This window comes from Paraburkholderia sp. GAS333 (genome assembly GCF_050435665.1).
Classification (GTDB): Bacteria; Pseudomonadota; Gammaproteobacteria; order Burkholderiales; family Burkholderiaceae; genus Paraburkholderia; species Paraburkholderia fungorum_A.
Genome location: NZ_JBNDKS010000001.1, coordinates 1,804,966 through 1,828,833, shown reverse-complemented (window position 1 = coordinate 1,828,833; position 23,868 = coordinate 1,804,966). Strand labels below are relative to the sequence as shown.

The window sequence follows — 23,868 nt, the reverse complement described above, 5'->3', positions numbered from 1 at the left end:
TCTGACCTCGTCCATCTGGCCAGGTTATGCCCTGGGAGCACGTTTGTTATGCTGTCGCTTCAATGTCTGTGGCGGTCTGCACGTTGCGCCAAAGTTACTCCAGCACCGCCCGTCTGATCCGGAATCCATGCTCCAGCTCTTCTATTCAAACCGCTACGAAACCCTTGTCGGCGCGCTTCTCGACGACCTCGGCGAAGCGCCGTCCGATCCCTGGGCCGCGCAGCCCGTGATCGTTCCGAGCGCGGCGGTGCGTCGTCGGCTGGAACTTGATATCGCCACGCGCCAGGGCATTTGCGCGAATGTCAATTTTGGTTATCTCGCGCAATGGCTGTGGGCTCAGATCGGCGGGGTGATCGACGTGCCGCGGCACTCGCCGTTCGCACCGGACCGGCTCGTGTGGCGCTGCTACCGCCTGCTGGGCGACGCGGACGAAACGCTGCCGTGGAACGCGTCGCCGCGTCTGCGAACCTATCTGGATGCAGCCGACGCGTCGATGCGTTACGAACTCGCGCGGCGTGTGGCGACGGTGCTCGACCACTATCTGACTTACCGGCCGGAGTGGTTGCAGCAATGGCAGAAGGGCGGTTCGATCTTCGCAAGCGGCGCGCTGGACGACACCGGCCCGCGTCTCACCGGCGCGAGCGATGCCGCCCGGGAAGACGAGCGCTGGCAAGCGGCGCTGTGGCGCTCGGTCCTCGCCGAAGTCGCGGGCGACGCACAAACGCCTGCCGCCGCCTTGCCCCCCGCGTATCGCTTCCTGGAGGAAATCGGCACGCTTGATCTGGAGGCGATTTCCAACGCACAGTGGCCTGAGGCAGTTAGCGTATTCGCGCTGCCGACCATGCCGCCGTTGCACGTCGCGTTGCTGCGCGCGTTATCGCGTTGGGTCGACGTGCGGCTCTACGTGATGAACCCGTGCCGCGAGTTCTGGTTCGACGTGGTCAGCGAAGGACGCGTGCAGGCGCTCGATGCCGCCGGGCAACTCGACTACCAGGAAGTCGGGCATCCGCTGCTAGCCGAGTGGGGTCGTCAGACGCAGGCGCAGTTGCACATGCTGCACGAACTGACTGAAAGCGCGGCCTCGGGCGAGACCGGCGACTTCACCGAAAACCCGGAACCTAGCTGGCTTGCCGCCGTGCAGAACGGCATTCTCGAACTGCGCGCGGAAACCGATACCGACGAGTTGCCGATCGAGCGCGGCATCGAGGTTCATGTCTGTCACAGCCTGTCGCGGCAGCTCGAAGTGCTGCACGACCGGCTGCTTGGCTGGTTCGACGAATTCGACGATCTGCAGCCGTCGGACGTGCTGGTCGCCGTGTCCGATCTCGCCGCAGCAGGCCCGTTGATCGATGCCGTTTTCGGCACTACGCCGCCTGGCGACACGCGCCGCATTCCGTATCGGATCACCGGTTTGCCGCCGTCGCGGGCGAATCCGGTGGCGCGTTTGCTGCTGGATTGGCTGGCGCTGCCCGAGCGCAGCGTGGGCGCGCCCGATCTGATCGAATGGCTGCGTGTCGACGCGATTGCCGTGCGCTACGGCATCGATGCCAGTTCGCTCGAAGCCGCGCAGGAATGGCTCGCGGCAGCCGGTGCGCGGCGCGGTCTCGCGCCCGTCGAACCGACCGGCGAACACGTGCCGATTGCCCGTCACACTTTCGCGGATGCACTCACGCGTCTCTATCTCGGCTACGCGATGCCCGACGGCGGAGAACCGGTCGACGCGTGGCTGCCGGTCGAAGGCGCCGACGGCTCCGACGCCGAGTTGCTCGGCCGCCTGTCGCGTTTCGTCGACGATATCGACAGCTTCGCAGCCGATTGTGCGGTCGAGCGAACTCCCGCAGCATGGTCGCAACTGCTGCTTGAAACGCTCGGGCAATCGTTCGACGGCGGCGTCGAGTTCGCCGATTCGCTTGCCGCCGTGCGCGACGCGATCAGCAAGATGAGCGATGCGATGCAGGCGGGCGCGCAGGACGTGCTGCTGCCGGCTGCAGTCGTGCGCGGCGCGCTGACCGAAGCGCTCGACGACCCGGCGCGCGGCGGCGTGCCCTGGGGCAGCGTGACTTTTTCATCGTTGACCAGTTTGCGCGGCTTGCCATTCAGGATCGTCTGTCTGCTGGGCATGGACGACGGCGTGCTGCCGAGTCTCGCGCGCGCCGACGAATTCGACCTGATGGCCGCGTTCGGCAAAGCGGGCGACCGCCAGCGCCGCGACGACGAGCGCAATCTGTTCCTCGATCTGGTGCTGGCCGCGCGCGAACGGCTTTTCATCGCGTACACGGGGCGCAGCATTCGCGACAACGCGCCGTTGCCGCCGGCCGCGCTGGTCGACGAACTGCTCGATCATCTGGCGCAAGTGTCGGCGGGCGAAGATGCGAGTCCTGCTGAGGTCGACGAGGCGCGGCACGAGTTCATCGTCGATCACCCGTTGCAGGCGTTTGCGTCGGACTATTTTTCATCGCAAGGCGAGCTGTTCACCTACAACGCCGATCGCGCAGAACTCGCGACGCTGCTGGCCGCGCCACAGCACGCGGACGTCGCACCATTCTTCGATCAGCCATTGCCCCCTGAAGACGATTCACCGGTTGCGTTCGACGAATTCGTGCGCTTCTGGCGTCATCCGGCGCGCGCGTTGTTGAGGGATCGGCTGGGCATCGTGTTGTCGGACGCGCAAGGCGAATTGCTCGACACGGAGCCGTTCGATCTCGATTACAGCGGTCGCGATGCGTTGGCGGATCGTCTGCTGCCCGTGCTGCTCGATGCCGATACCGAAGACGAGGTCATGTTCGATCGTGTGCGCCGGGTTGCCGCGGCGAGTCCCGAATTGCCCGGCGGCGCGACCGGTGCCGTTTGGCGCGCGAGAGAGTTGGGGGCGTTGCACCGGCTGGCAACGAGCGTGCGCCGTGAAGTGGCGTCAGGCGTCGAGCGATTGCCGTTCGTGCTCGATATCGCGCCGCGCTGGCCCGATGGTGCGGATCTCGCAGGCGCGCTGTTTGGTCCGCACGACGCCATGCTTCGTGACGCGGCAAAAGCACCGCTGCAACTGCATGGCACCTTGAATCTGCTGACCGGAACAGGGCAAGTGATTTTCCGTTACGCCAAACCCACCGCGCGCGATTATCTGTCCGCGTGGCTTGCGCATCTGGTTTATTGCGCGGCCCGGCCCGATGGTCCGCGCCGTACCGTGTGGCATGGCAGCGGCGAGAGTTTCGAACTCGCGCCAGTCGCCGCGCCGCTCGATGAACTCGCGCCGCTTGCGGCGTTGTTCAGGGCGGGGCGCAGGTTGCCGCTGCGCTTTTTTCCGAAGAGCGCGTGGACGCGGGTCAGCGAAAGCGAATCGGCGTCGCAAGGTGTGTGGATCAACGACCGCGTGCGCGGCGAGTCGGATGATCCTGCATTGCGCATCGCATTGCGCGGCACGCCGCTCACGCTCGACGAGCCGTTCGGCAGTCTTGCGTCGATCGTGTTCAAGCCGTTGATCCAGCATCTGCGGAGCGCATCATGAGCGGCGCCGCACACAATTACGCGCTGGTCGCCGAAGAACTCGACGTCTTTGCGTGTTCGCTCGACGGCGTCAACCAGATCGAAGCGTCGGCCGGAACCGGCAAGACCTGGAACATTTGCGCGTTGTACGTGCGATTGCTGCTCGAAAAAAATCTGAACGCCGATCAGATCCTCGTCGTCACGTTCACGAAAGCGGCGACTGCCGAGTTGCACGAGCGTATTCGCGGACGCCTCGCGGAACTGCATCGCGCAATCGAGATGGATGACGATGGCGGTGATCCGTTCATTCAGCGTCTCTTTGAAACGACGTTGTCGCCGGAGCGCGGCATTGAACGTGACGACGCGCTGAAAGTGGTGCGCCGCGCGTTGCGTACTTTCGACCAGGCCGCGATTCACACGATTCACGCCTTCTGTCAGCGCGCGTTGCAGGAAGCGCCGTTTGCCGCCGCCATGCCGTTCGCGTTCGAGATGGAAGCCGACGACGCCGCATTGCGTTTCGAAATGGCCGCCGATTTCTGGCGTGAACAGGTCGAACCGGTTGCCTATGCGCACCCTGCGTTCGCCGCGTGGCTGGTGGCCAAACGCGCCGGTCCTGCTTCACTCGACGAGCAACTCGCGCGGCGTCTGAAAAAGCCGTTGGCATTATTGCGCTGGGGCACGCTCGACGCGAGCGGCAGCGACGCCGATCCGCAAGCCGGTTTCGACGCCGCATGCGCGCTATGGCAAGCCGAACGCGACGCAATTGTGGGCCTGCTCGCGCAGGCGCAGGAGCGCTTGAGCAAGACCACGCACAAGCCCGATCACGTGAGCGCGGCCATCGCCGCATGGACCGACTATTTCGCGCAGGGCGATTGCCATGCGCCGCCGCCGAAGGCTGCGCTGAAATTGACGGTGTCCGCGTTGAAGAAGGCGACCAAGGTCAAGTTCGAACCGCCCGAGCATCCGTTCTTCGAACACGCCGAAGCGCTGGCGGCCGCCGTGGTGTCGGCCGAGGTCGCGCAACGCGCGCGCTGGCTCGAACTGGTGCAAAGCTGGCTCGACTATGCGCCCGCCGAGCTGGTCGCACGCAAGCGCACGCGCCGGGTCGTTTCGTTCGACGATCTGCTGTCCAACCTGTATCGCGCGTTGGCTGCCCATCCGTGGCTCGCCGATGCGTTGCGCGCACGTTATCCGGCCGCGCTGATCGACGAGTTTCAGGATACCGATCCGCTGCAGTTCGCCATTTTCAGCCGCATTTTCGCGCCGGCTGGACCGCTGTTCCTGGTCGGCGATCCGAAGCAGGCCATCTACAGCTTTCGCGCGGCTGATTTGCATACCTATCTGGCTGCGCGTGCGGCGGCTTCGGCGTGCTACACGCTGGCCGTCAATCAGCGCTCTACCGCACCGATCGTCGAAGCCTGCAACCGGTTGTTCGAAGCCAATCCGCAAGCATTCGTGCTCGACGGCCTCGACTACCAGCCAGTGCGCGCAGGCGAGCGGCGCAGGGCGCTGTTTGCCGATCCCGATGCAAGCGACGGCGATTTCCGTATCTGGACCCTGCCGCAAGGCGACGCCGCGCTGACCAAACGCGAAGCCCAGCGCGAAGCGAGCGAAGCGTGTGCCGCCGAGATCGTGCGGTTGCTGCGCGGTGCCCGCGAAGGCACGGTGACGATCGGCAACAAACCGCTCGCGCCGGGCAACATCGCCGTGCTGGTGCAAACGCATAAGCAGGGCAGTCTGATCAAGCGCGTGCTGGCCGCGTGGGGTGTCGGCAGTGTGGAGCTGGCGCAGGCGTCGGTGTTTGCGACGCTCGACGCCGAGCAGATTGAGCGTGTGCTGGCCGCCGTCGATACGCCCGGCGATCTGCGTCGTCTGCGTGCGGCGCTCGCGACCGACTGGCTCGGTCTCGACGCCGCCGCGCTATGGCGTCTGGAGCAGGTCGCCGACGCGCCAACATCGGTCGACGACCCCGCGCACGCGGCGGACGCGATGGGCTGGGTCGAACGTTTCTCACGCTACCGCACGCTGTGGCACGAGCGTGGTTTCGCGGTGATGTGGCGCACGCTGATGCGCGAACTGCGGGTGGCGCAACGGCTCGTTGCGGGCGTGGACGGCGAGCGCCGTCTGACGAACGTGAACCATCTGGCCGAACTCGTGCAAGCGCGTGCCGCCACGCAACCCGGCATCGCGCCGACCCTGCGCTGGCTCGCCGCGCAACGCGACCAGGGCGGCGGTGAAGACGCGCAATTGCGGCTCGAATCGGATCGCAATCTCGTGCAGATCGTCACGGTTCACAAATCGAAGGGGCTGGAGTACGCGCTGGTGTTCTGTCCGTTTCTGAACGACGGCGCGTTGCGCGAGCCGCCGTCGTCCGGCTTGCCCGATGCTCGCGAGTATCACGACGAGTCCGGCGACGCGGTGCTTCACTACGGTTGCGACGACGATGAAGCAGAGCGCGCGTCGCGTTACTCATCGCGTGAACAGGCAGCGGAGCGGGCACGGCTGGTGTACGTCGCGCTCACGCGTGCCGTCTACCGCTGCTATCTGGTGGCAGGAACGTATCTGTCGTCGAAGTCCACGAAAGAATCGCGCCGTAGCGTGTTGAACTGGCTGGTGGGCGGCAGCGGTCATGTTTTCGACGACTGGCTCACCGATCCACCCGACGAAGCCTCGCTGGCCGCTCGCTGGCAGGCGCTGGCAGGCGGCCCGGTGACGTTGCAGGCATTGCCTGCGGTTGCTCGCAGGACGCCGCTGGAGAGCCTCGAGGACCACGGCGCGCACATGCAGGCGCGAGCCAACCGGCGGATGTTGCGCGACCAGTGGCGCATGGCGAGCTTTAGCGGCTTGATCGCGGCTGGCAGCAAGGCTGAAGAGTTGCATGCACCGGCCGAAGACGTGCGGCCCGATCACGATGAAATCGCCGATTCGATTGCCGTCGTGCCCGTGCCTGTTCCGCAAGCGCCGTCCTATGCCGAGGACGACATTCTCGGCTTTCCGCGCGGCGCGGCGGCGGGCGACTGTTTGCATCGGATGTTCGAGCTTGCGCAGTTCAACAATCCGGGCACGTGGCCGAAGGCTATCGAGGGAGCGCTCCGCGAGCGGCCCGCCCCGGCCACGCCCGAACTCGGCGCGCGTTTGCCCGCGATGATGCACAACCTGCTCGCCGATGTCGTCAGCACCGAACTCATGCCCGGCATGACGCTGGCCAGGCTCGATCCGCGGCGGCGAATGAACGAAATGGAGTTTCTGTTCGCGGCGCCGTCGCTTGGGTTCCCCGCGTTACGCGAGTTGCTGATCGAGCACGGCTACCCCGACGTCGCACTGGAGCCGGGCGTGTTGCGCGGCTTCGTCAAAGGGTTTATCGACATGATCGTCGAGCACGATGGCCGCTTCTGGATCGTCGACTGGAAGTCGAATCATCTCGGCGATACCGCTGCCGACTACGCCGCCGCGCCGCTCGAAGCGGCGATGGCAAGTCACGCGTATCACCTGCAGGCGCTGCTCTACACGGTCGCGCTGCATCGGTATCTGAAAACGCGGGTGCGCGATTATTCGTACGACACGCACATCGGCGGCTATCTATACCTGTTCGTGCGGGGTGTGCGTCCTGATTGGCGTGACGCCGGTGAGGCCGCCGGCGTGCATCGGCGGCGGCCTGCTTTTGAACTTGTGGCGCTGCTCGATGCGGCCATGATCGGGGGTGTCGCATGAGCACGATTGAGCAGAAAGGCTCGATGCCGCCGGAGATCGACGACATCGGCATCACGCTGCCCACGCCGGCCGATTTCAGCATCGCGCTCGCCGAAGGGTTTGCACGCCGTATCGGTGCGCTGGCGCGTCGCGGGGGCGCCTCGATCGATGCGGTGAAGTGGGCCGCTCGGGGCGCTTTTGCAGCGAGCCGTGCGACGACAGAGGGTCACGTGTGCGTGCCGCTTGGCGTGTTGGCGCGGCGCTTCGACGCGTCGGTCGGCGAGGCGCGCGCGGGCTTGTTTGCAAGCGGCATGGCCAGCGATGGGACGCTGGGCGCGGCGGCTTTACGGCCGTTGGTGATCGACGCGCAGGGGCGTTTATATCTCGCGCGATATTACGATTACGAGCGGCGCCTGGCGCGCTCGCTGGTGGCGCATACGGGTGAAGGCGGCGCGCGGGGTGAGGCTGTTGAGGCGCCCCTTGTTGACACGGCTGAGGGCGCCATGGTGGGCGACACCCAATCCTTGTCCGGCCGTCTACTGCGGTTTTTCGGGCCGCCCAAGGACGATGAAGTCGACTGGCAGCGCGTCGCGGCAGTGATGGCGCTATCGGGACGGCTCACCATCGTCAGCGGCGGGCCCGGTACCGGCAAGACCACGACGGTGGTCGGCGTGCTTGCGTGTCTGCTCGATACCCGCGCCGATCTGCGGATCGCACTCGCTGCGCCGACAGGCAAAGCCGCCCAGCGCATGCAGGAAGCGTTGCTCGCACGTGCCGGCGATCTGCCGCCCGAACTCGCCGTGCGTTTGCCTCAGACTTCGTACACGTTGCATCGTCTGCTTGGCTCGGGGCCGGGCGGACGGTTCCGGCATCATCGAGATAACCCGCTGCCGTACGACGTTGTCGTGATCGACGAGGCGTCGATGATCGACGTCGCGATGGCCGCGCATCTGCTCGACGCTATCGCGCCGCACACGCGTCTCGTGATGCTCGGCGACAAGGATCAGCTCGCCGCCGTCGAAGCCGGTGCGGTGTTCGCCGAACTCAGCGCGCGGCCGGCCTTTACGCAAGGCGGCGTGCAACGGATCGCCGAAGCACTGGGGATAGACCGGAAGCGGTTCGCGCAGGCGTTGCCGGGTGTATCGCGTGACTTCGACGAGCCTCCTGCTGACTATTTCCCATCGGCGGAGTCTGATTCCTTTTCGGACGACAGCTTCGCTACGCCGTCCGACGACCTGTTCGCGCAGACCGATCCGCGCGATGCATTCGATCCGCCATCCGCCGGCGATCTATTCGGCGACGACATATCGGCGGCAAGCGGGGGCGCGTCGTTCGCATCGCGCGACGACATATCGGCTCCGAGCCCGCAGAGTCCGCTCGCCGATTGTGTCGTGTGGCTCGAGCGGAACTATCGGTTCGGCCTCGATTCGCCGATCGGCCGTCTGTCGCTTGCCATTCGCAGCGGCTCTGCCAGCGAGGCGCTCGAGGTGTTGCGCATCGACCCGGCAGAAACCTGCGCGGCGGCTCTGCACGAAGATACCCACGCGACGCTGACCGAGCGCACCGTCACCCGGCTAGCCGCAGGCTTCACCCCTTACGCCGATGCATTGGCGTCGACGCTGGCCATGGACTCGCCCGATCCGCTGCCGCTTTTCGATGCGCTGAACCAGTTCCGCATTTTGTGCGCGACGCGTTCCGGGCCGCGCGGCGTCGATCAGGTGAACGCGGCGATGGCGGCTCAGGTGCGGCGTGCCGCAGGCGTGACGCTGGCGGTGGGCGCGCAATGGTTTGCGGGGCGCGCGATCATGGTCACGCGCAACGACTATGCGTTAGGTCTGTTCAACGGCGACATCGGCATCGCGCTGCCGGGCGCGGGCGGCGCGTTGCGGGTGTATTTCCGCACCGGCGACGGCGGCCTGCGAGCGGTGTCGCCCGCTGCGCTTCCACCACACGACACGGCCTTCGCGTTGACGGTCCACAAATCGCAAGGCTCGGAGTTCGAGCACGCGGTGTTGATGCTGCCGCCTGTTTTCAGCCGGGTGTTGTCGCGCGAGCTGGTGTACACGGCGATTACCCGCGCGCGCGTTCGAGTGGAAGTGGTGGGTGGGCGCGCGGTGTTGGCGCAGGCAATTGCCACGCCGACGCAGCGCGACTCCGGGCTGGCTGCGCGAATTGCGGAGGCCTCGCGGCGAGGGACTTAGGGTGAAACGGAAGCTGGGCTTGCAGGAGGGGCTGTAGCGGCGTGGAGCGGGGATAGGTTGCAACGCAAGCGGGGTCGTTCGCAGCGAGGTGGGGCGGCGCGAAGCGGGCTACGAATGGTGAGAGGTGAGAGGTGCTGGCGTGATGCCGGGGGCGTATGGCCATACTGTGTTACGCCAACGGACGCTAACGCGCCAGGCTATGGGAGCTCGGTACCAGCCAAAAAAAGCGGGAAAGCCCGCCGCGAACCAACGTGCTGCGCGAGCGCTGCTCGCCAGCGTCAAACCGTTGCTAACCGCTGCCAACCGTTGCCAAAAGCTCACCCTGCCACCTCACCCGACTGCACCTTTGCAGCAGCCCGGCTACTCAAAGCCTTTCGATACCAAAGCGTCCACAGTGCAAGGCCACCGTAAATGCCGTAACCGATAAACGGCGAGACCACCAGAAACCGCTCGATCGGCCATGTCAGCGCCATCCACGAGCGCAGTGCGGTCTCGGTAGTCAAGCCGACGCCCCATATCAGCGTCATCATTCGCATCGCGGTAGCGAGTGCGGGTCGTTCGCGCCACAGCGCCTCGAAATGCGCAGCGCCGCCTTCCATCTCGCGAGCAACTGTGGCGCGCGCGAGATAAAAGATTAGCGGGCGGCGCATCGGCAGCGAAAGCAGAAACACCACGCCGACCGCGCCGGACACCAGCGACTCGCGCAACAGCAGCACACGTGGACTGCCGCCCATCACCATGGCGGCGACCGAGAGCACGATCCCGGCGACCACCATCACGCTGAGCGCGTCGACCCGGCGAAAGCGCGCCAGTTCGATCAGACTCCAGACGATCGGCGGCACGGCCGACGCGATCAACGCGCCGGTCTCGCCGAGATGCGGCAGCGTGAAGCGGTAGGCGAGCCAGGGCAGCAGAAAGTTGACGGCCATTTCCACCACAAAACCGGGGCGCAGTTTCATATGACGTTATGCAGTAAGCGGGAAAACGCAGTATCGCGCAGTATCGACGTGCGGATTGTGCCGGTGCAAATGGTTTTTCACATCGGCAGTATCGGTCGATTCGACTTTGAAAATCGTAAGCGCTTAACGCGTGGCCCGCGAGCGTCGCCTGGCGCGCATCGCCGGTTACACTTACGTTTCCCAGCCAGAACAGCCTCATGACATCCCGTTATCCGATCCCGCTCAACGAAATCGAACTGACCGCAGTGCGCGCACAAGGGGCGGGCGGTCAGAACGTCAACAAAGTGTCGAGTGCCATTCATTTGCGTTTCGACGTGCAGGCCTCGTCGCTGCCGGACGTGCTGAAAATGCGTCTGCTTGCGCTGTCCGATCATCGGCTCACGCGTGACGGCGTGGTGATCATCAAGGCCCAGGAACATCGCACTCAGGAGATGAATCGCGCGGCGGCGCTCGCACGGCTCGATGAACTGATAGAGAGCGTCAGCGTGACGCGCAAGCCGCGTGTCGCGACCCGGCCGACGCGCGCATCGAACCGGCGGCGTCTCGATAGCAAAGCGAAACACGGTGAGATCAAATCGGGGCGAGGCAGGGTGGTCGACTGACGGGAGAATGCACACACTGGCGAACCCGCGAACCCGCGAACCCGCGAACCCGCGAACCCGCGAACCCGCGAACCCGCGAACCCGCGAACCCGCGAACCCGCTACCGCTTCCCTCGTCCCCGGGGACGAGTTTCAGAGTCTGCCGCAGCCGGCACGAAGTCCACGCACAGCACGTGCATCCCATCGCGCTCGAACGCCAGCGCCGCGGTGTAGCAGTCCTCGCCGTCGGCCAGCGAATAATGCGGACCCATCATCGCGACCCGTCCCGGCGCGGCAAGCGCGTGCTTGAAGTACGCACGCCGCGACCAGTTGCTGCGCGTTTCGGTGTAAAGCGGCGCGAGCCGCAGCGGCGGTGGTGGCACCGAAGCGGCCGTCACTGATGGCTGGGTTTGCTCGCCTTGACCGTCGGTGATGAAGACCCGGCGTGCTTCCCGCAGATGCCACACTTTTTGCGCGGCCTGGCGCAGATCGCCGGTTACCTTGTAGGTGTCCGCCGCCGCCAGCACCGCTTCCGCGAAGCCCTCGAAACCGAGCCGTTGATGACCCGCGACCTCGCGTTCGTACGCGGCGAACTTGTTCCAGATCGATTCGACCAGCGTCGGCACGCGGGCGCACGCCGCCTGTATCGAACCCTTCGGCTGACCGAGCCAGAAACCCTGCACGAAATCGACGTCGGCCTGCATCAGGATCATCAATTCCTCTTCGGTCTCGACGCCTTCGGCCAGCACCAGCGTGCCGGACTGATGGAGCATCGCGATCAGATGATCGATCATCGAATCGTCGCCCTCGCGCTTGCCCGCGCGCGCCACCAGCGAGCGGTCGAGCTTGACGATGTCCGGACGGAAGCGCCACACGCGGTCGAAGTTCGAAAAGCCTGTGCCGAAGTCGTCGATCGCGATCAGGAAATCGCGCGGCTGCGATGCGGCGAGCATGCTGGCGACGGCGGATTCATCGTCGGCGGGCTGCTCCAGCACCTCGATCACGATGCGTTCCTGCGGCAACCCGAAATGCGCGGACAACTCGTCGATGAACGCGCGCTGCGGCCAGCCGGTTTCGAATACTTGTGGACGCGTGTTCAGAAACAGCCAACCGGTGGTAATGCCTTGTTCCATGAAATTCGCGACGTGCAGACAGCGCGCGATGCGGTCGAGTTCGCGGGCATCCGCAGCCGATCGCGTGCCGGAAAAAAGGACTTCGGGCGAGACCGGCAAGCCGACCGGATCGAAGGCGCGCAACAAGCCTTCATAACCGACCACGCATTGGTGCGTCACCGAAATCACGGGCTGGAACACGCTATGCAGCGTCAACGCGCGCCACGTCGCGGTCCAGCCGGATTCATCCCGTACCAGATGCGGGAGCAGGCCGCTCAGGGTCAATTCGCTGACGGTTGGCATAGGGGCGGAAATGAGAGCACACAAGAGAGCTTCGCGACCGACGGACGGCGATTCGCGCAACCCGGCGCAGCGGGCAATGGAAGCACGGTCCACGCGAGAGCAGGGCGCAATCGATAAAGCCCGGGAACGCGGAGAACGATGCCAGCCATGCTGGACTCCGGCAGATTAGTCAAAACCAGTCTAGCAGTTTGCAATTCGCATGAATGTGCGGGTAATCACAGACGCGCGACCCCGAAATCTGCCATGCCAGAGAATGACGGAGGGCAGCCCGGACTGGATTTGAAGGCGTGCCGCACTGTTTTCCGGCGCACTCATTTCGGACCACCCCGAAGCGCGGATTGCAATTGTTTGCCTGTACGAAATGAGCGTAACAGGGCGGCACGCGGCTACCCGCCAAACTCCAGGCAACGGCGGTGCTCAGACGTGACTCGCTCCATGCTCAGACACTTCTCGTATGTGTCGAGTTTTTTTCGAGTTGAATCGGGCGCCGTCCGCACGAGGCGTTCTGACGGTGTGCGGCGCCCGGCAGCAGACTTGGCGACCGGCAGGTATGCTGCTGTTTCTTAATTTTTCAGGCGAAGGAGCCAGGCATGTCGGAAATCGCGGTGGTCGCAATCTCGGTGGCAAAACCAGGCTATGAAGAGCAGGTGCGTGAGGCGCTCGAAGGTATCGTCGGGCCGACGCGCAGGGAGCCGGGTGCGCTTCAGTACGATCTGCACCGTGATCTGCAGGAGCCGCGCCGGTTTGTGTTCGTCGAGCGTTGGGAAAGCCAGGAAGCGCTGGCGGCGCATGCGAAGTCAGCGCATCTGGAGGCGTATCGTAAAGCCGCCGCAGACTGGCTCGAACACTCGGAAGTTCGCGTCGTCTCGAAGATCGTGTAACTCGGGTAGTTCACGCTGGTGTCGCGGGCCATTAAACCCGTTGAAGCGTGCCAAAGCCCGCTTGGGCCCGCTTAGACCCGTAAACGCAGCAACGGCGAGCGAACCGCCAGGCCAATCAGCCTGTGCGGCTCGCTCGCCGTCATTTTTTCTGCAGATGCCAGGCGAGCGCGTTTTAGTGCGTCGCTTGCGGCACGTCCAGGATCAGGATGATGGTCCAGTCCGCATCGCCGTCGTGGTGATACTGCCGTTCCGCGACGATAAACGGTTGCTGCTTGCCATCAGGGCCAAGAAACAGCACGTCGCCTTCCATCGGCAGGCATTCGACGGGGGGCAGCGCGAGAAACGCTTCCTGACCGCCGCGCGGCATCAGTTTTTCAATTTTGCGGGATGCTGCTTCGGTCCATTCGATATCAAGCTGGATGTTGCTCATGCTGTCCTCCGCACCAGGGTGCGTACGGGTTAGGGGATTCCGGCTGGGTGCCGGTCGGTGCGCGACTTTAGCATACTGAAAGCCGGGCGCGCCGGGCTTCGCGAGGCTACCCAGGCCGATGACGAAGATCCATTAAACAGCAAAAAAGCCGAAGCCGGCATGGCCGGCTTCGGCTTTTCACCTTCGTGGAACGAGGCCACGAAGTGAAGCTGATCGTTGTCCTCTAAAGAGGACGTCCAACCGCACGCTTACTGTGCATCGGGTTTCTTGTGATGATGCGGCTTGTGATGTTTATCCGACATGGCCGGCGCTGCACTCATCGATTGCTGGCGATTTTGCAAATCTTGCGCGCGTTGTTCGATGTCGGCGGCTTTCGCCGGGTCGTTACTCATCGTGATGCCGTTGTCCTGCGCATACGCCGCGCCCGCTACAGCACTGAGAGAAACCAGGATCGCCAGGGACACTTTCTTCATCGCTACCTCCGCAGAGTGGTTGTGGACCCGAGTATTGCCTGTCCTGTCGGAAAGACAATGCATTCTAGTCAGCAATATCCGCTCCCGCAGATGCTTTTGTAACTGCAATCACAATCTGTTACATCTCGCAATGCTGCGTTCTTATTAGCTAAATTGATTAATCAATTTGCGCCGCATTCACATGTATGTCATGGCAATACACTTCTCTTCAGAATTCGGAGGGCTAAATAACGGCCCTCCCGTCATTCGAATATCAGAACCAGCCGAGTGCGCGATAGACGTGAAATTGCGCGATTCCAATCAGTTCATGCAACGCGATCTCCGCACTCTTCAGATTCTCATAGCGCGGCAATACGCCCAGTTGGACCCGCCGCGCGCTGGAGATCAACGGTTGCGGCGCAATGCCGAAGCGGTGAAAGTCGAGTAACGCGCGTGGCATGTGATACGCGGAGGTGACGAGGATCACCGTGTCGTAACGTGATTGACCGACAATGGCCGAGACGTTGCGCGCGTTTTCATACGTCGTGAGACTGCTGTCTTCAAGCACGATGTCCGCGCGAGGAACCTTCTCACGCAATAGGTAAGGAAGATAAGTCTCGGCTTCGGTGGCGGGGTGCCGCTGCGGATTGCCGCCGCTCACGATCACCTGGCAACTGGCCGCGTTTCGTTTGCATTCGGTGTAATTCTCCGCGCTCACCGAAATGCGGGAGAGTACGTCGTGCGGTGGTACGAGCACGTGGTTGTGGTCGTAAATCGTGCCGCCACCCAGCAGGATGATTGCCGTGCGCGGCGCAAACGTGGTCGGCGTCACATTCTCCCGATGCGGCTGCGCCAGATCGAGTAAGGGCGCTGCCAGCCACCCGGCTGCAAGCAGCCAGAACAGGATGACAGTGACAAGGATGAGGGGGCGGCGGGCGCGCTTCCATCGCACGATTGCTGCAAAAAAAAGCGCTAATAAAGTGAATAGAATCAATTTAAATGGGGTAACGTATGTCTTTCGGGACAAATCTACGGGCTTGCTATCGCGCCGCAGCGGTTGCATCGTCGGCACGTAGGTAGAACGCTAACATGCCGTTCAAACGGGGGTTCCGAAACCGAGACCAGGCAACACCTGGTGGAACTCGGCTGCTTCGATAGGCAGCCAGCTTCCGGCCAAGGCGGGTGCTACGCGCGTCACTGGTGGCGCGGTGACGTGTTGGGCATAGATGTGTCATAGCTGCACTTTAAGAAAGAAGTGAGATGACCACGTATTCCAACGAAGCGGTACTTGAAGCGCTGCGGCGGGCGCAATATCGCCAGGTTCCATGGGCCAGACGGCCGGGCGTTTTCCAATATCTTCGCGCATTAGGCCTCATGGATACCGTTCGGCAGCGCACCGTCGCACCAGCGCCGGGCTTTCACGCACCGGTAGACATCGCTGTGCTTACGGATCGGGGCAGAGCCGAGTTCGCGCGGCTCGCTCATGATGAACGTTTGCTCAGCTGGACCGCGCAGCGAATGAACGACTACGTTCTGGAAAAGGCCGAGGTGCGGGCGGCGGCAGTGCTCGAGGCGAGACCGTAAAGCGCTATTGCGCCGTTCGGCAGGCTCGTGCGGATTTTCCAGCCGCTTTTGCGGCTGGCGAAGACTCTTTTCTCCGACGATCAATGAATGGATACACACGCCGATGCCTGACGCATCGGCTGTTTTCGTTTGGGAGAAAAAAAGCCCGTATCACGAGGATACGGGCGTACCGGAATTACTACTGCCACGCTGTGCTAATGGCAGTTAATGAGACTGGTGTCACGCCGGGTGGTTCCCTGATTATTCCAATCACCTGGCGAGGCATTTCTTTCGACGTTCTGGCAATAGAAGTGCTGCGGCAGCGTCTGGAATTCAAATAGCGGTTTAGTTTGTGGCATCCATTTGGACCCCAGAAAAGGGGAAATAGGGCTGCCGAATCATTACCGGTTGAAATTTGCCAAAGCCACCTGCCAACACCTCACCTCCGGCGCGTCGAATCTTCCCGCGGGGCTTCCGGACGCGTCCGAACATTACTGGCAATATCGCCGCGCAAATCTCCGCGCGGTGCCGGTGGCGTGAAGTCGCGGCTACGCGTCTGACTTTCCTGCCACGATTCAAGGCTGGCCGTGCGATCCGGCCGCCAGTTCCAAGCCTGTTGACGCTCCTGTGCGAGCGTCGGTGCGGCCATTGATGAAATCACAATGCCGCACAGAAGCAGTGACATTGGTTTCATGCTGAGCTCCCGTCAAGCCGATCAACTCAAGGCCTGTTTTGCATACGTATAAACATATGCCGAGTAGCGAAAGCACGCTGTAAGTAATAGTAAATGGATGTTTCATCAGCAATCAGCGCGCTGCTTCAGTTGCCTGAAGCAGCGAAAAAAGCGCTGACGTGACGGTGAGGTGAAAGCGACGACTGCGTTGGGCGCGCCGGTTGGCGGTGCCCACTATGGCTGCGGCGAGTGGTGGATTCGCAACAACACGGCAACTCGAAAGTACGCCGGTCGCCCTGGGCGACCGGCGGCAGTAATTCGTGTCAGGCCATCTTGACCGGCGCGCGCCACGATTCCGGATTGGTCCAGAATGCGCCGCGCAGGCGGTCGCGGCTCGGCGGTGCCGGCGGTTTCGCCGCGGTCGCACCAATCCGGCCGCGCAGCGAAATTTCACGGCCGCTCGTGCCGAGTCGCTTAACTATTTCGGCGAGCGTACCATCGGCTTGCCATTCGTCGAATCGACGGCGGCAAGTCGGAGGCGACGGATAACGGCCCGGCAGTTTGGACCAGCCTTCGCCCGTCGACAGCACCCAAAGCACAGCGTTCACAACCGCGCGCGCTTCCACGCGAGGCCGGCCACGCCGTTCACTCCGTGCCGGCTCGGCACAGAACAAAGCCTCGACCAGCGCCCACTCGTTGTCTCTCAAATCGTCGAACAGCATCATGTTTCACCTCAGCGAAGCTAACTCCGGTGCGCTGCCCCGCGCCGCGCACTCTCCATGCACTCGATAGGCGAGTGCCAAGGGGATCGGGCTTGCCACGTCTCTCAAAAATCGGAAGTCATGGCGCCGACCCTGTGTGCATGTAAATGCATGAAGTGTGCCAAGTTGATTCCGACTCCCTGAAAGCCCCGTAGCGGCGGGCCAGCGCGGGCGCTAGCTAGGGGCGTATGAGAATCCAAAAAACCCATCCCGCAAATCGGGACAATCACCAATCTTGTGCAATCAGGCCCGACCAGCGTGCGCTTGCGCCTTATTGCTGCATTGCAGCGAAAGCACGAAGATGGCCCCCAGTAAGCTTTTTGACCCTACAATGCGCATCAAACAAAGCTATTAATGAGGTTGACAAATGAATGTGACGTTGCGTCAGCTAAGGGTTTTCATTGAGGTCGCGCGTCTGCAGAGTTTTAGCCGGGCGGGAGATGAGATTGGTCTGACGCAATCGGCGGTAAGTCGCTGCGTGCGCGAACTGGAGAGCGAGATCGGTCTCAAGCTGATCGACCGGACCACGCGCGAGGTGCAACTGACCGATGTCGGCGGCAATCTGGTGTCGAGCGTGTCGCGGCTGTTGACCGATCTGGACGACGCATTGCGCGAAATCCGAGAAATCGGCGAGCAGCGCCGAGGACGCGTGGTAGTGGCCGCCAGCCCCACCGTGGCTTACCGGCTGATGCCACGCGTGGTGGCGTCGTGCATGCAACAGTTTCCGTACATCACCTTGGGACTGCGCGACGACGTGCAGAGCGACGTGGTGCGCAAGGTCAAGTCGGGCGAGGTCGATTTCGGGGTGATCATCGGCCCTTTTTCCGCCGACGATCTCATCAGCGAGTCGCTGATGACCGACTCGTTCTGCGTGGTCTTTCGCGACGATCACCCGCTGGCAGCACAGGAGCAGGTTGCGTGGGCGGATCTGGAAGGCCAGCAGTTGGTGATGCTCGATTACGCGTCGGGTAGCCGGCCGATTATCGACGCCGTGATGCAGGCGCACGGCGTAAGCGCCACGGTGGTGCAGGAGTTAGGGCATTCCGCGACCGTTTTTGGGCTGGTGGAGGCCGGCGTCGGCGTCAGCGTGCTGCCGTGGCTGGCGTTGCCCTTGCCGGCGGGCGCGGCGCTGGTCGCGCGGCCGCTCGTGCCGCGAGCGGAGCGCACGGTCGAATTGGTGCGGCGGCGGGACCGGTCGCTCTCACCGGCAGCGGAAGCTGTGTGGGGGTTGATCCGGCAACTGCCGGCGCGGGCGGAGGATTTGAATTAGGCGGGACAGGGCTTGGTCGCTCATGAAGAAAGCCCAATTGTTGGGAAGCTGGGGCGGGGTGGCTTTACGTCTCATGGACTGAGTTCAGGCGCCACGCCACAACGGACTGTCGCCCGGCCGCTCGCTGCTACCAAGGCCTACGCCATCTTGTTCATGTTTGTGATGACGCTTTGGACTTGCACGGCGACCTCCATTCGAACCGGAGATGGGCGACTTCGCCGCTCCGAAAATAGACGCCGCGATAAACTGGCAGCTTCCTTAAGCGTCAATCCCTACCTCTAACCCGTCTGGAAGCCTCGATGAGCGTGTCGGACCTGCCTGTGCCCTTCATCCCGAATGCGCGCGACGCCGTGCGCGCGCTGCGTCCTTCGCAAATCCGCGAAGTCGCCAACGCCGGTTTTGGCGTCAGCGACGTGCTGCCGTTCTGGTTCGGCGAGTCCGATCGGGTCACGCCGGCCTTCATCCGCGAAGCCGCCAGCGCTGCTCTGGCAGACGGCGCGACGTTCTACACGCATAACCTGGGCATTGCGCCATTGCGCGCGGCGCTGGCGGGTTATGTGACCGGACTGCACGGCGCGACGTCGGCGGATCACATCGCGGTGACCAGCGCTGGTGTCAACGCACTGATGCTTGCTTCGCAACTGGTCGTCGGTGCACGTGATCGTGTGGTTGCCGTCACCCCGTTGTGGCCGAATCTGGTCGAGATTCCGAAAATTCTTGGTGCCCATGTCGAAACGGTCGCGCTTAACTATGGCGAACATGGCTGGCAGCTCGACATCGAGCGATTGCTCGCGGCGCTGACGCCCGACACCCGAATGCTGCTGATCAACTCGCCGAACAATCCGACCGGCTGGGTGATGAGCCGCGACGAGCAGCGCACCGTGCTGGCGCATTGCCGTCTCCACGGCATCTGGATCGTCGCTGACGAAGTCTACGAGCGCCTGTATTACGCCGACGCGGATGCGGGCGCAGAAGGCTCATCGGCCCGCACAGCACCGTCGTTTCTCGATCTGGCCGGGCGCGACGAGCGTGTGATCTGCGTGAATTCGTTTTCGAAGGCGTGGCTGATGACCGGCTGGCGGCTTGGCTGGATAGTCGCACCTGCGGGTTTGATGGACGACCTGGGTAAGCTGGTCGAGTACAACACTTCGTGCGCGCCGTCTTTCGTGCAGCAGGCGGGGATCGCAGCCGTTCAGCAGGGCGAGCGCTATACGCAGGAACTGGTGCGCGACCTGAAAACCTCGCGAGACCACCTGGTGCGCGCGCTTTCCGAACTGCCGGGAGTTGACGTAAAGGCGCCGCCGGGTGCGATGTATCTGTTTTTCTCGATGCCAGGAGCCGAGCACAGCCTGGATTTGTGTAAAGCCATGGTGCGCGAAGTTGGGCTTGGCATAGCGCCTGGCAGCGCATTTGGTCCACAGGGCGAAGGTTTCGTGCGCTGGTGCTATGCGTGCGATACGGCGCGACTCGACGCGGGCGTCGAGCGTCTGAAGCGCTTTCTGGCGCAATAGGGAACAGTCTAGTGAATGCTGGCTGAGAGCCGGTTGGCGTGCTGGCTGAAAAGAGCGACTGAAAAGTCTGGTCGGAAAGAGCGGCGTTTCTCCCGGCGACACCCGCTTTTCGGCTAAAGCACGCCGGCCACCGCCCGGCCAGAAAATGCGTCGGGGATTTCGTCTTTACGCACTGATTGTTTTTGCGTAATATGGCGCTCAGTCACGCGATTCCTTTCAGGAATATCGCTGCTCCGTCCGGCTGGGTTTGGCTCGATAGTCTGTTTCGCCTCCCCCCGGTGCGTGCTCCCATCAATATGACCGATCAGAATCGGGCGAGCGCGTCTTCAGTTCCACATCGTCTGTTTGATCCGGTTCTTTGACCACAGGGTCTGACCTAGCTGCATGAATACCCAAGAGGCGAAGATCGTCCTCGAGACTGCCTTGATCTGCGCGCAGGAGCCGTTAAAGCTCGGCGAGTTACGCAAGCTCTTTGCCGACGGCGTGTCGGCAGACACCGTTCGGACTTTGCTCGAAGACCTCAAGCAGGACTGGTCTGGGCGCGGTGTGGAGTTGGTCGGGCTGGCGTCGGGCTGGCGGTTTCAAAGCAAGCCCGCGATGCGTTCGTATCTGGATCGTTTGCATCCTGAAAAGCCGCCGAAATATTCGCGCGCGGTGCTCGAAACGCTCGCGATCATTGCGTACCGACAGCCGGTCACGCGAGGCGATATCGAAGAAATTCGTGGCGTCACAGTGAATACGCAGGTCGTCAAGCAACTCGAGGACCGTAACTGGATCGAAGTGATCGGTCATCGCGATGTGCCGGGCCGTCCGGCGCTGTACGCGACTACGAGGCAGTTTCTCGACGACCTCGGTCTGCGCGCGCTCGACGAGTTGCCGCCGCTGGCCGATCCGTCGGCTCAGTTGAATGCGGATCTGCTCGGTCAGCATGCGATCGAATTCGCCGACGCCGAGGTTGCGCAGACTCTCGTATCAGGTGAGGAAGGCGACGCCGGCGACTTGGCGGCTGAAGCGGCGGCGCAAACCGTGAGTTTTGACTCTACGGCCACGGCGTTCGAGGAAGGCGGGAGCGAAGTCGAAGCGAAGGCTGAAGCAGCCAGCGCTACGACGACGGCAGCGGATACGAATATCGACGCAGCGGCCACCGCGCCAGAAGCAGTAAGTAGTACCGTCGCAGTTGGGTCGATCGATAACGTTACTGATCCCGCTGCACCGGCAACGACGCCGCATTTTGATGCCGCAGGCTCACCGGCCACGCCAGAACACGCCGAAAAGGCGCATGCAGAACCGCAGGCCGGCATCGCCGAGCCCGCACAGAATCACGATCCGGTCTCCCAGGCCGATCCGGCAATACCCGCGCACGACTCGGGCGTACTCCGCGATACGGAGCACGCCGCCGAGCCGAATCCGACCACGGCGGCGCACGGCGATCCTGAAGATCGCCGCGATGCCGCACAGGACGCAGGCGTTCTGACCGACGACGAACCCGAGTCGCGCAGCGCCTGACGTAACCGAACTTTTTTTGCCACGCCCGCAACGGGCGTGCGCGACCTGACATTTTGAGGTTGTTTTGACACATACCCACGACACCGATTCGTCCGAATCCGAGCGCGCCGTGCCGTCGGCACGGGCCGACGAAGCTCGCACCACGCAAGCGTCGGCCGGCGAGGGCGAGCGCCCGGCGCAGTCCACGGAAGCTGACGGCGAAGACCGTCCGCGCCGCGGCTTGCGTCGCGGACCGCGCAGCCTGATCGCGCGCCGCCGCGCCGGAGCGAAGACGAAGGGCGCCGAAGGCGCACCCGCGCAAGGCGCGCCGGTCGTCACCGAAGCGCCGCCGGACGGCGAAGTGGTCGCGCAAGTACGTATGCCACGCAAGGACGCTGGCGCCAAGGGCCAAGGCCCGCGCCGCAATGCGGGCGGCGCGAAGCGCGAGGGTGGTCAGCGCGAGGGCGCTGCTCCCCGTGAAGGCCAGCGCGAGCGTCAGCCGCGTGAGGGTGGTCAGCGTCAGAACAACCGCCGTGGCGGCGAAGCGTCGGCGGCACCCGCACCGGCGGAAGCGGGTCAGGACGACCTCTTTTCCTACGTCACGTCGCCTGCGTTCGACGCGGATAACAGCGCCACCGGCGGCGTGCGCGCGCCGATGCTGCGCCGTGGCAAGCCCGCCGCGCCGAAGCGCGTGCTGGCCGCCGACGACGACGCGCCGAAGCTGCACAAGGTGCTCGCCGAAGCAGGCATGGGCTCGCGTCGCGACATGGAAGAGTTGATCGTTGCCGGACGCGTTTCGGTGAACGGCGAGCCGGCTCACATCGGTCAGCGCATCATGCCGACCGACCAGGTTCGCATCAACGGCAAGCCGGTCAAGCGCAAGCTGGCCAACAAGCCGCCGCGCGTGCTGCTGTATCACAAACCGACCGGCGAAATCGTCAGCCATGCTGACCCGGAAGGCCGTCCATCGGTGTTCGACAAGCTGCCGCCGATGAAAACGGCCAAGTGGCTCGCAGTCGGCCGTCTCGACTTCAATACCGAAGGTCTGCTGATGCTGACCACGTCGGGCGATCTGGCGAACCGTTTCATGCACCCGCGTTATAGCGTCGAGCGTGAATATGCGGTGCGCGTGGTCGGCGAGCTGGCTGAAGGCATGCGTCAGAAGCTGCTTCACGGTGTCGAACTGGAAGACGGTCCGGCGAACTTCCTGCGTATCCGCGACGGCGGCGGCGAGGGTACCAATCACTGGTATCACGTCGCGTTGGCCGAAGGGCGCAATCGCGAAGTGCGTCGTATGTTCGAAGCTGCCGGCTTGATGGTCAGCCGCCTGATCCGCACGCGTCACGGCGCGATTTCGCTGCCAAAGGGCTTGAAGCGCGGTCGTTACGAAGAGCTTGAGGACAACCAGGTGCGGGCGCTGATGGCGTCGGTGGGCCTGAAGGCGCCCACGGAAGAGCGTGGCAGCCGCAACTCGGCGCCCGAGCGTAAGCAGCCGGATCCGATGCAGACGTCGATGGGCTTTATCGGCCGTGAGCCGGTGTTGATGTCGCACAGCCGCTTTGAGCAGCAGCCGCGTGGTCAGGGGCAAGGCCGTCGCGGTGCGGCGGGTGGCGGTTTTGGCGGCGGTACGGGCGGTAGTTTCGGTGGCGGCGCCGGTAGCGGTGGCGGCTATGGCAATCGCGGCACGGGCCGTGGAGCGAGCGGTTTTGGCGGTGGCTCCATGGGTGGCGCAGCGGGTCCGCGTGGTGGCCGTGAGGTCGACGGCAATCGTGCGCCGTCGGGCAACGGCAACCGCAGTGGCGGCGGCAAGCGCGCTGCGGGCGGCGCGAATCCGGGCAATGGCGGCGGCCGCGGTCCGGCAGGCAATCGTGGCGGCAACGCGAACCGCGCTGGCGGCAATGCCAACCCGGCTGGTGGCAATCGTAGCGGCGGCGCGCCGCGCGGCCGCTCTCGTGGCCGTTAAACCTCGCTGCCGAATCTGACTCTGTTTGAAGGTTGCCCGGCAGCTAAGCCGGGCGATCGGAGAATAAAGCTGCAATGTAAGACGGTTGGTCGCAAATCGCTTTTACCGCTTTTCGCGAACCACCGTCAGATTCAATCGATGAGCGCCATAGTTTCATCCAACGCATAAAACCGTGGCACGGCCAAAAATAGGGGCAAGTCTGATTTGCTCCTGGTTGCACGATAGTGCTTCGGTACTGTCCGGGCCGCCTTGCAAAAGGCTCTGCGTGTCGCCGTATCGTCGAAAGATTCCCATGAAATCAAGCGGAAATGCGCTTCACGCAGCGTTCTGCGGTTTGCGTTTGTCCTGAAAAATGGCTACAATCGCGAAGTCGCTGGGCGTGCGGCTTTTCATGTGCGGCTCAGGTGCGACCACCGGTAATAAGATGATGGGCGTTTAGCCCATTTTTTTTTGCCGCTCAGTTAATCGTGGTTCGGCATCTCGGGTACGCACGAACGTGCGCCGGCTTGGCGCGCGGCCCGCATTGGTTGTTTGCAAAACAAGCGGCAGGCTCG

General features: G+C 63.5%; 17 protein-coding genes and 1 pseudogene. 11 read left to right on the top strand and 7 right to left on the bottom strand.

Going from position 1 to position 23,868, the window contains the following annotated elements:
• The first annotated feature begins 127 nt into the window (after window positions 1–127).
• From recC to ABH945_RS08150, 3 genes are read left to right on the top strand one after another with little or no spacing between them, the layout of a single operon-like run.
• Window positions 128–3,502 carry an exodeoxyribonuclease V subunit gamma gene (gene recC / locus ABH945_RS08160; RefSeq protein ID WP_429250229.1) on the top strand — a complete coding sequence of 1,125 codons (3,375 nt, stop codon included), beginning with the start codon at window positions 128–130 and terminating at the stop codon, window positions 3,500–3,502.
• Window positions 3,499–7,191 (top strand): exodeoxyribonuclease V subunit beta, encoded by a 3,693-nt coding sequence (recB, locus tag ABH945_RS08155; RefSeq protein ID WP_429250228.1) that lies wholly within the window; start codon window positions 3,499–3,501, stop codon window positions 7,189–7,191. The genes recC and recB overlap by 4 nt, the downstream gene beginning before the upstream one ends.
• Window positions 7,188–9,371: an AAA family ATPase gene (locus ABH945_RS08150; protein ID WP_429250227.1), complete on the top strand. Its 2,184-nt coding sequence runs from the start codon at window positions 7,188–7,190 to the stop codon at window positions 9,369–9,371. Before recB ends, ABH945_RS08150 begins: the two co-directional genes overlap by 4 nt.
• Before the next feature lie 317 nt (window positions 9,372–9,688).
• On the opposite strand, the gene ABH945_RS08145 is transcribed toward ABH945_RS08150, so the two are convergent.
• Window positions 9,689–10,330, bottom strand: a complete 642-nt coding sequence (locus tag ABH945_RS08145) for a VC0807 family protein (RefSeq protein WP_429250226.1) — start codon at window positions 10,328–10,330, stop codon at window positions 9,689–9,691.
• Window positions 10,331–10,527: 197 nt separating this feature from the next.
• Here ABH945_RS08145 and arfB point away from each other — a divergent pair, with 197 nt between their 5' ends.
• Window positions 10,528–10,932 carry an alternative ribosome rescue aminoacyl-tRNA hydrolase ArfB gene (gene arfB / locus ABH945_RS08140; RefSeq protein WP_429250225.1) on the top strand — a complete coding sequence of 135 codons (405 nt, stop codon included), beginning with the start codon at window positions 10,528–10,530 and terminating at the stop codon, window positions 10,930–10,932.
• Window positions 10,933–11,032: 100 nt separating this feature from the next.
• Here the strand turns inward: arfB and ABH945_RS08135 are convergent, their stop codons facing one another.
• Window positions 11,033–12,325: an EAL domain-containing protein gene (locus ABH945_RS08135; protein WP_074763736.1), complete on the bottom strand. Its 1,293-nt coding sequence runs from the start codon at window positions 12,323–12,325 to the stop codon at window positions 11,033–11,035.
• Window positions 12,326–12,915: 590 nt separating this feature from the next.
• Here ABH945_RS08135 and ABH945_RS08130 point away from each other — a divergent pair.
• Window positions 12,916–13,206 carry a putative quinol monooxygenase gene (locus tag ABH945_RS08130; protein ID WP_429250224.1) on the top strand — a complete coding sequence of 97 codons (291 nt, stop codon included), beginning with the start codon at window positions 12,916–12,918 and terminating at the stop codon, window positions 13,204–13,206.
• A 172-nt stretch (window positions 13,207–13,378) separates the two neighbouring features.
• Here ABH945_RS08130 and ABH945_RS08125 read toward each other — a convergent pair whose 3' ends face one another.
• Complete coding sequence (locus ABH945_RS08125) at window positions 13,379–13,636, bottom strand: hypothetical protein (protein ID WP_007182306.1); 258 nt, start codon at window positions 13,634–13,636, stop codon at window positions 13,379–13,381.
• Window positions 13,637–13,693: 57 nt separating this feature from the next.
• Here ABH945_RS08125 and ABH945_RS08120 point away from each other — a divergent pair, with 57 nt between their 5' ends.
• Window positions 13,694–13,843 carry a hypothetical protein gene (locus tag ABH945_RS08120; protein ID WP_216350606.1) on the top strand — a complete coding sequence of 50 codons (150 nt, stop codon included), beginning with the start codon at window positions 13,694–13,696 and terminating at the stop codon, window positions 13,841–13,843.
• A gap of 41 nt (window positions 13,844–13,884) precedes the next feature.
• Here the strand turns inward: ABH945_RS08120 and ABH945_RS08115 are convergent, their stop codons facing one another.
• On the bottom strand, window positions 13,885–14,109 hold the full coding sequence (locus ABH945_RS08115) for a hypothetical protein (RefSeq protein WP_074763738.1): 225 nt from the start codon (window positions 14,107–14,109) through the stop codon (window positions 13,885–13,887).
• Between the two features lie 253 nt (window positions 14,110–14,362).
• Complete coding sequence (locus ABH945_RS08110; protein WP_253189632.1) at window positions 14,363–15,082, bottom strand: YdcF family protein; 720 nt, start codon at window positions 15,080–15,082, stop codon at window positions 14,363–14,365.
• Window positions 15,083–15,348: 266 nt separating this feature from the next.
• Here ABH945_RS08110 and ABH945_RS08105 point away from each other — a divergent pair, with 266 nt between their 5' ends.
• The gene (locus ABH945_RS08105) at window positions 15,349–15,672 is read left to right on the top strand and encodes a hypothetical protein (protein ID WP_429250223.1); all 324 of its coding nucleotides are present in this window, start codon (window positions 15,349–15,351) and stop codon (window positions 15,670–15,672) included.
• A gap of 418 nt (window positions 15,673–16,090) precedes the next feature.
• Here ABH945_RS08105 and ABH945_RS08100 read toward each other — a convergent pair whose 3' ends face one another.
• Together ABH945_RS08100 and ABH945_RS08095 are read right to left on the bottom strand one after the other, a co-directional pair.
• Window positions 16,091–16,345: a hypothetical protein gene (locus tag ABH945_RS08100; protein WP_429250222.1), complete on the bottom strand. Its 255-nt coding sequence runs from the start codon at window positions 16,343–16,345 to the stop codon at window positions 16,091–16,093.
• Between the two features lie 305 nt (window positions 16,346–16,650).
• Window positions 16,651–17,046, bottom strand: a pseudogene (locus ABH945_RS08095) (transposase); the annotation flags it as partial.
• A 406-nt stretch (window positions 17,047–17,452) separates the two neighbouring features.
• Here ABH945_RS08095 and ABH945_RS08090 point away from each other — a divergent pair.
• From ABH945_RS08090 to rluB, 4 genes are all read left to right on the top strand, one after another.
• A complete protein-coding gene (locus ABH945_RS08090; RefSeq protein ID WP_074763741.1) occupies window positions 17,453–18,355 on the top strand; it encodes a LysR family transcriptional regulator in 903 nt (300 codons plus the stop codon).
• Between the two features lie 299 nt (window positions 18,356–18,654).
• Window positions 18,655–19,866: a pyridoxal phosphate-dependent aminotransferase gene (locus tag ABH945_RS08085; protein ID WP_429250221.1), complete on the top strand. Its 1,212-nt coding sequence runs from the start codon at window positions 18,655–18,657 to the stop codon at window positions 19,864–19,866.
• Between the two features lie 384 nt (window positions 19,867–20,250).
• Window positions 20,251–21,372: an SMC-Scp complex subunit ScpB gene (gene scpB / locus ABH945_RS08080; protein ID WP_429250220.1), complete on the top strand. Its 1,122-nt coding sequence runs from the start codon at window positions 20,251–20,253 to the stop codon at window positions 21,370–21,372.
• Between the two features lie 64 nt (window positions 21,373–21,436).
• Complete coding sequence (gene rluB, locus ABH945_RS08075) at window positions 21,437–23,314, top strand: 23S rRNA pseudouridine(2605) synthase RluB (RefSeq protein ID WP_429250219.1); 1,878 nt, start codon at window positions 21,437–21,439, stop codon at window positions 23,312–23,314.
• The last annotated feature ends 554 nt before the right edge of the window (window positions 23,315–23,868 follow it).

Bases quoted from the DNA above. Each gene is read 5' to 3' on its own strand.
- recC (WP_429250229.1), top strand. From the start codon at position 128: ATGCTCCAGCTCTTCTATTCAAACCGCTACGAAACCCTTGTCGGCGCG.
- recB (WP_429250228.1), top strand. From the start codon at position 3,499: ATGAGCGGCGCCGCACACAATTACGCGCTGGTCGCCGAAGAACTCGAC.
- ABH945_RS08150 (WP_429250227.1), top strand. From the start codon at position 7,188: ATGAGCACGATTGAGCAGAAAGGCTCGATGCCGCCGGAGATCGACGAC.
- ABH945_RS08145 (WP_429250226.1), bottom strand. From the start codon at position 10,330: ATGAAACTGCGCCCCGGTTTTGTGGTGGAAATGGCCGTCAACTTTCTG.
- arfB (WP_429250225.1), top strand. From the start codon at position 10,528: ATGACATCCCGTTATCCGATCCCGCTCAACGAAATCGAACTGACCGCA.
- ABH945_RS08135 (WP_074763736.1), bottom strand. From the start codon at position 12,325: ATGCCAACCGTCAGCGAATTGACCCTGAGCGGCCTGCTCCCGCATCTG.
- ABH945_RS08130 (WP_429250224.1), top strand. From the start codon at position 12,916: ATGTCGGAAATCGCGGTGGTCGCAATCTCGGTGGCAAAACCAGGCTAT.
- ABH945_RS08125 (WP_007182306.1), bottom strand. From the start codon at position 13,636: ATGAGCAACATCCAGCTTGATATCGAATGGACCGAAGCAGCATCCCGC.
- ABH945_RS08115 (WP_074763738.1), bottom strand. From the start codon at position 14,109: ATGAAGAAAGTGTCCCTGGCGATCCTGGTTTCTCTCAGTGCTGTAGCG.
- ABH945_RS08105 (WP_429250223.1), top strand. From the start codon at position 15,349: ATGACCACGTATTCCAACGAAGCGGTACTTGAAGCGCTGCGGCGGGCG.
- ABH945_RS08100 (WP_429250222.1), bottom strand. From the start codon at position 16,345: ATGAAACCAATGTCACTGCTTCTGTGCGGCATTGTGATTTCATCAATG.
- ABH945_RS08090 (WP_074763741.1), top strand. From the start codon at position 17,453: ATGAATGTGACGTTGCGTCAGCTAAGGGTTTTCATTGAGGTCGCGCGT.
- ABH945_RS08085 (WP_429250221.1), top strand. From the start codon at position 18,655: ATGAGCGTGTCGGACCTGCCTGTGCCCTTCATCCCGAATGCGCGCGAC.
- scpB (WP_429250220.1), top strand. From the start codon at position 20,251: ATGAATACCCAAGAGGCGAAGATCGTCCTCGAGACTGCCTTGATCTGC.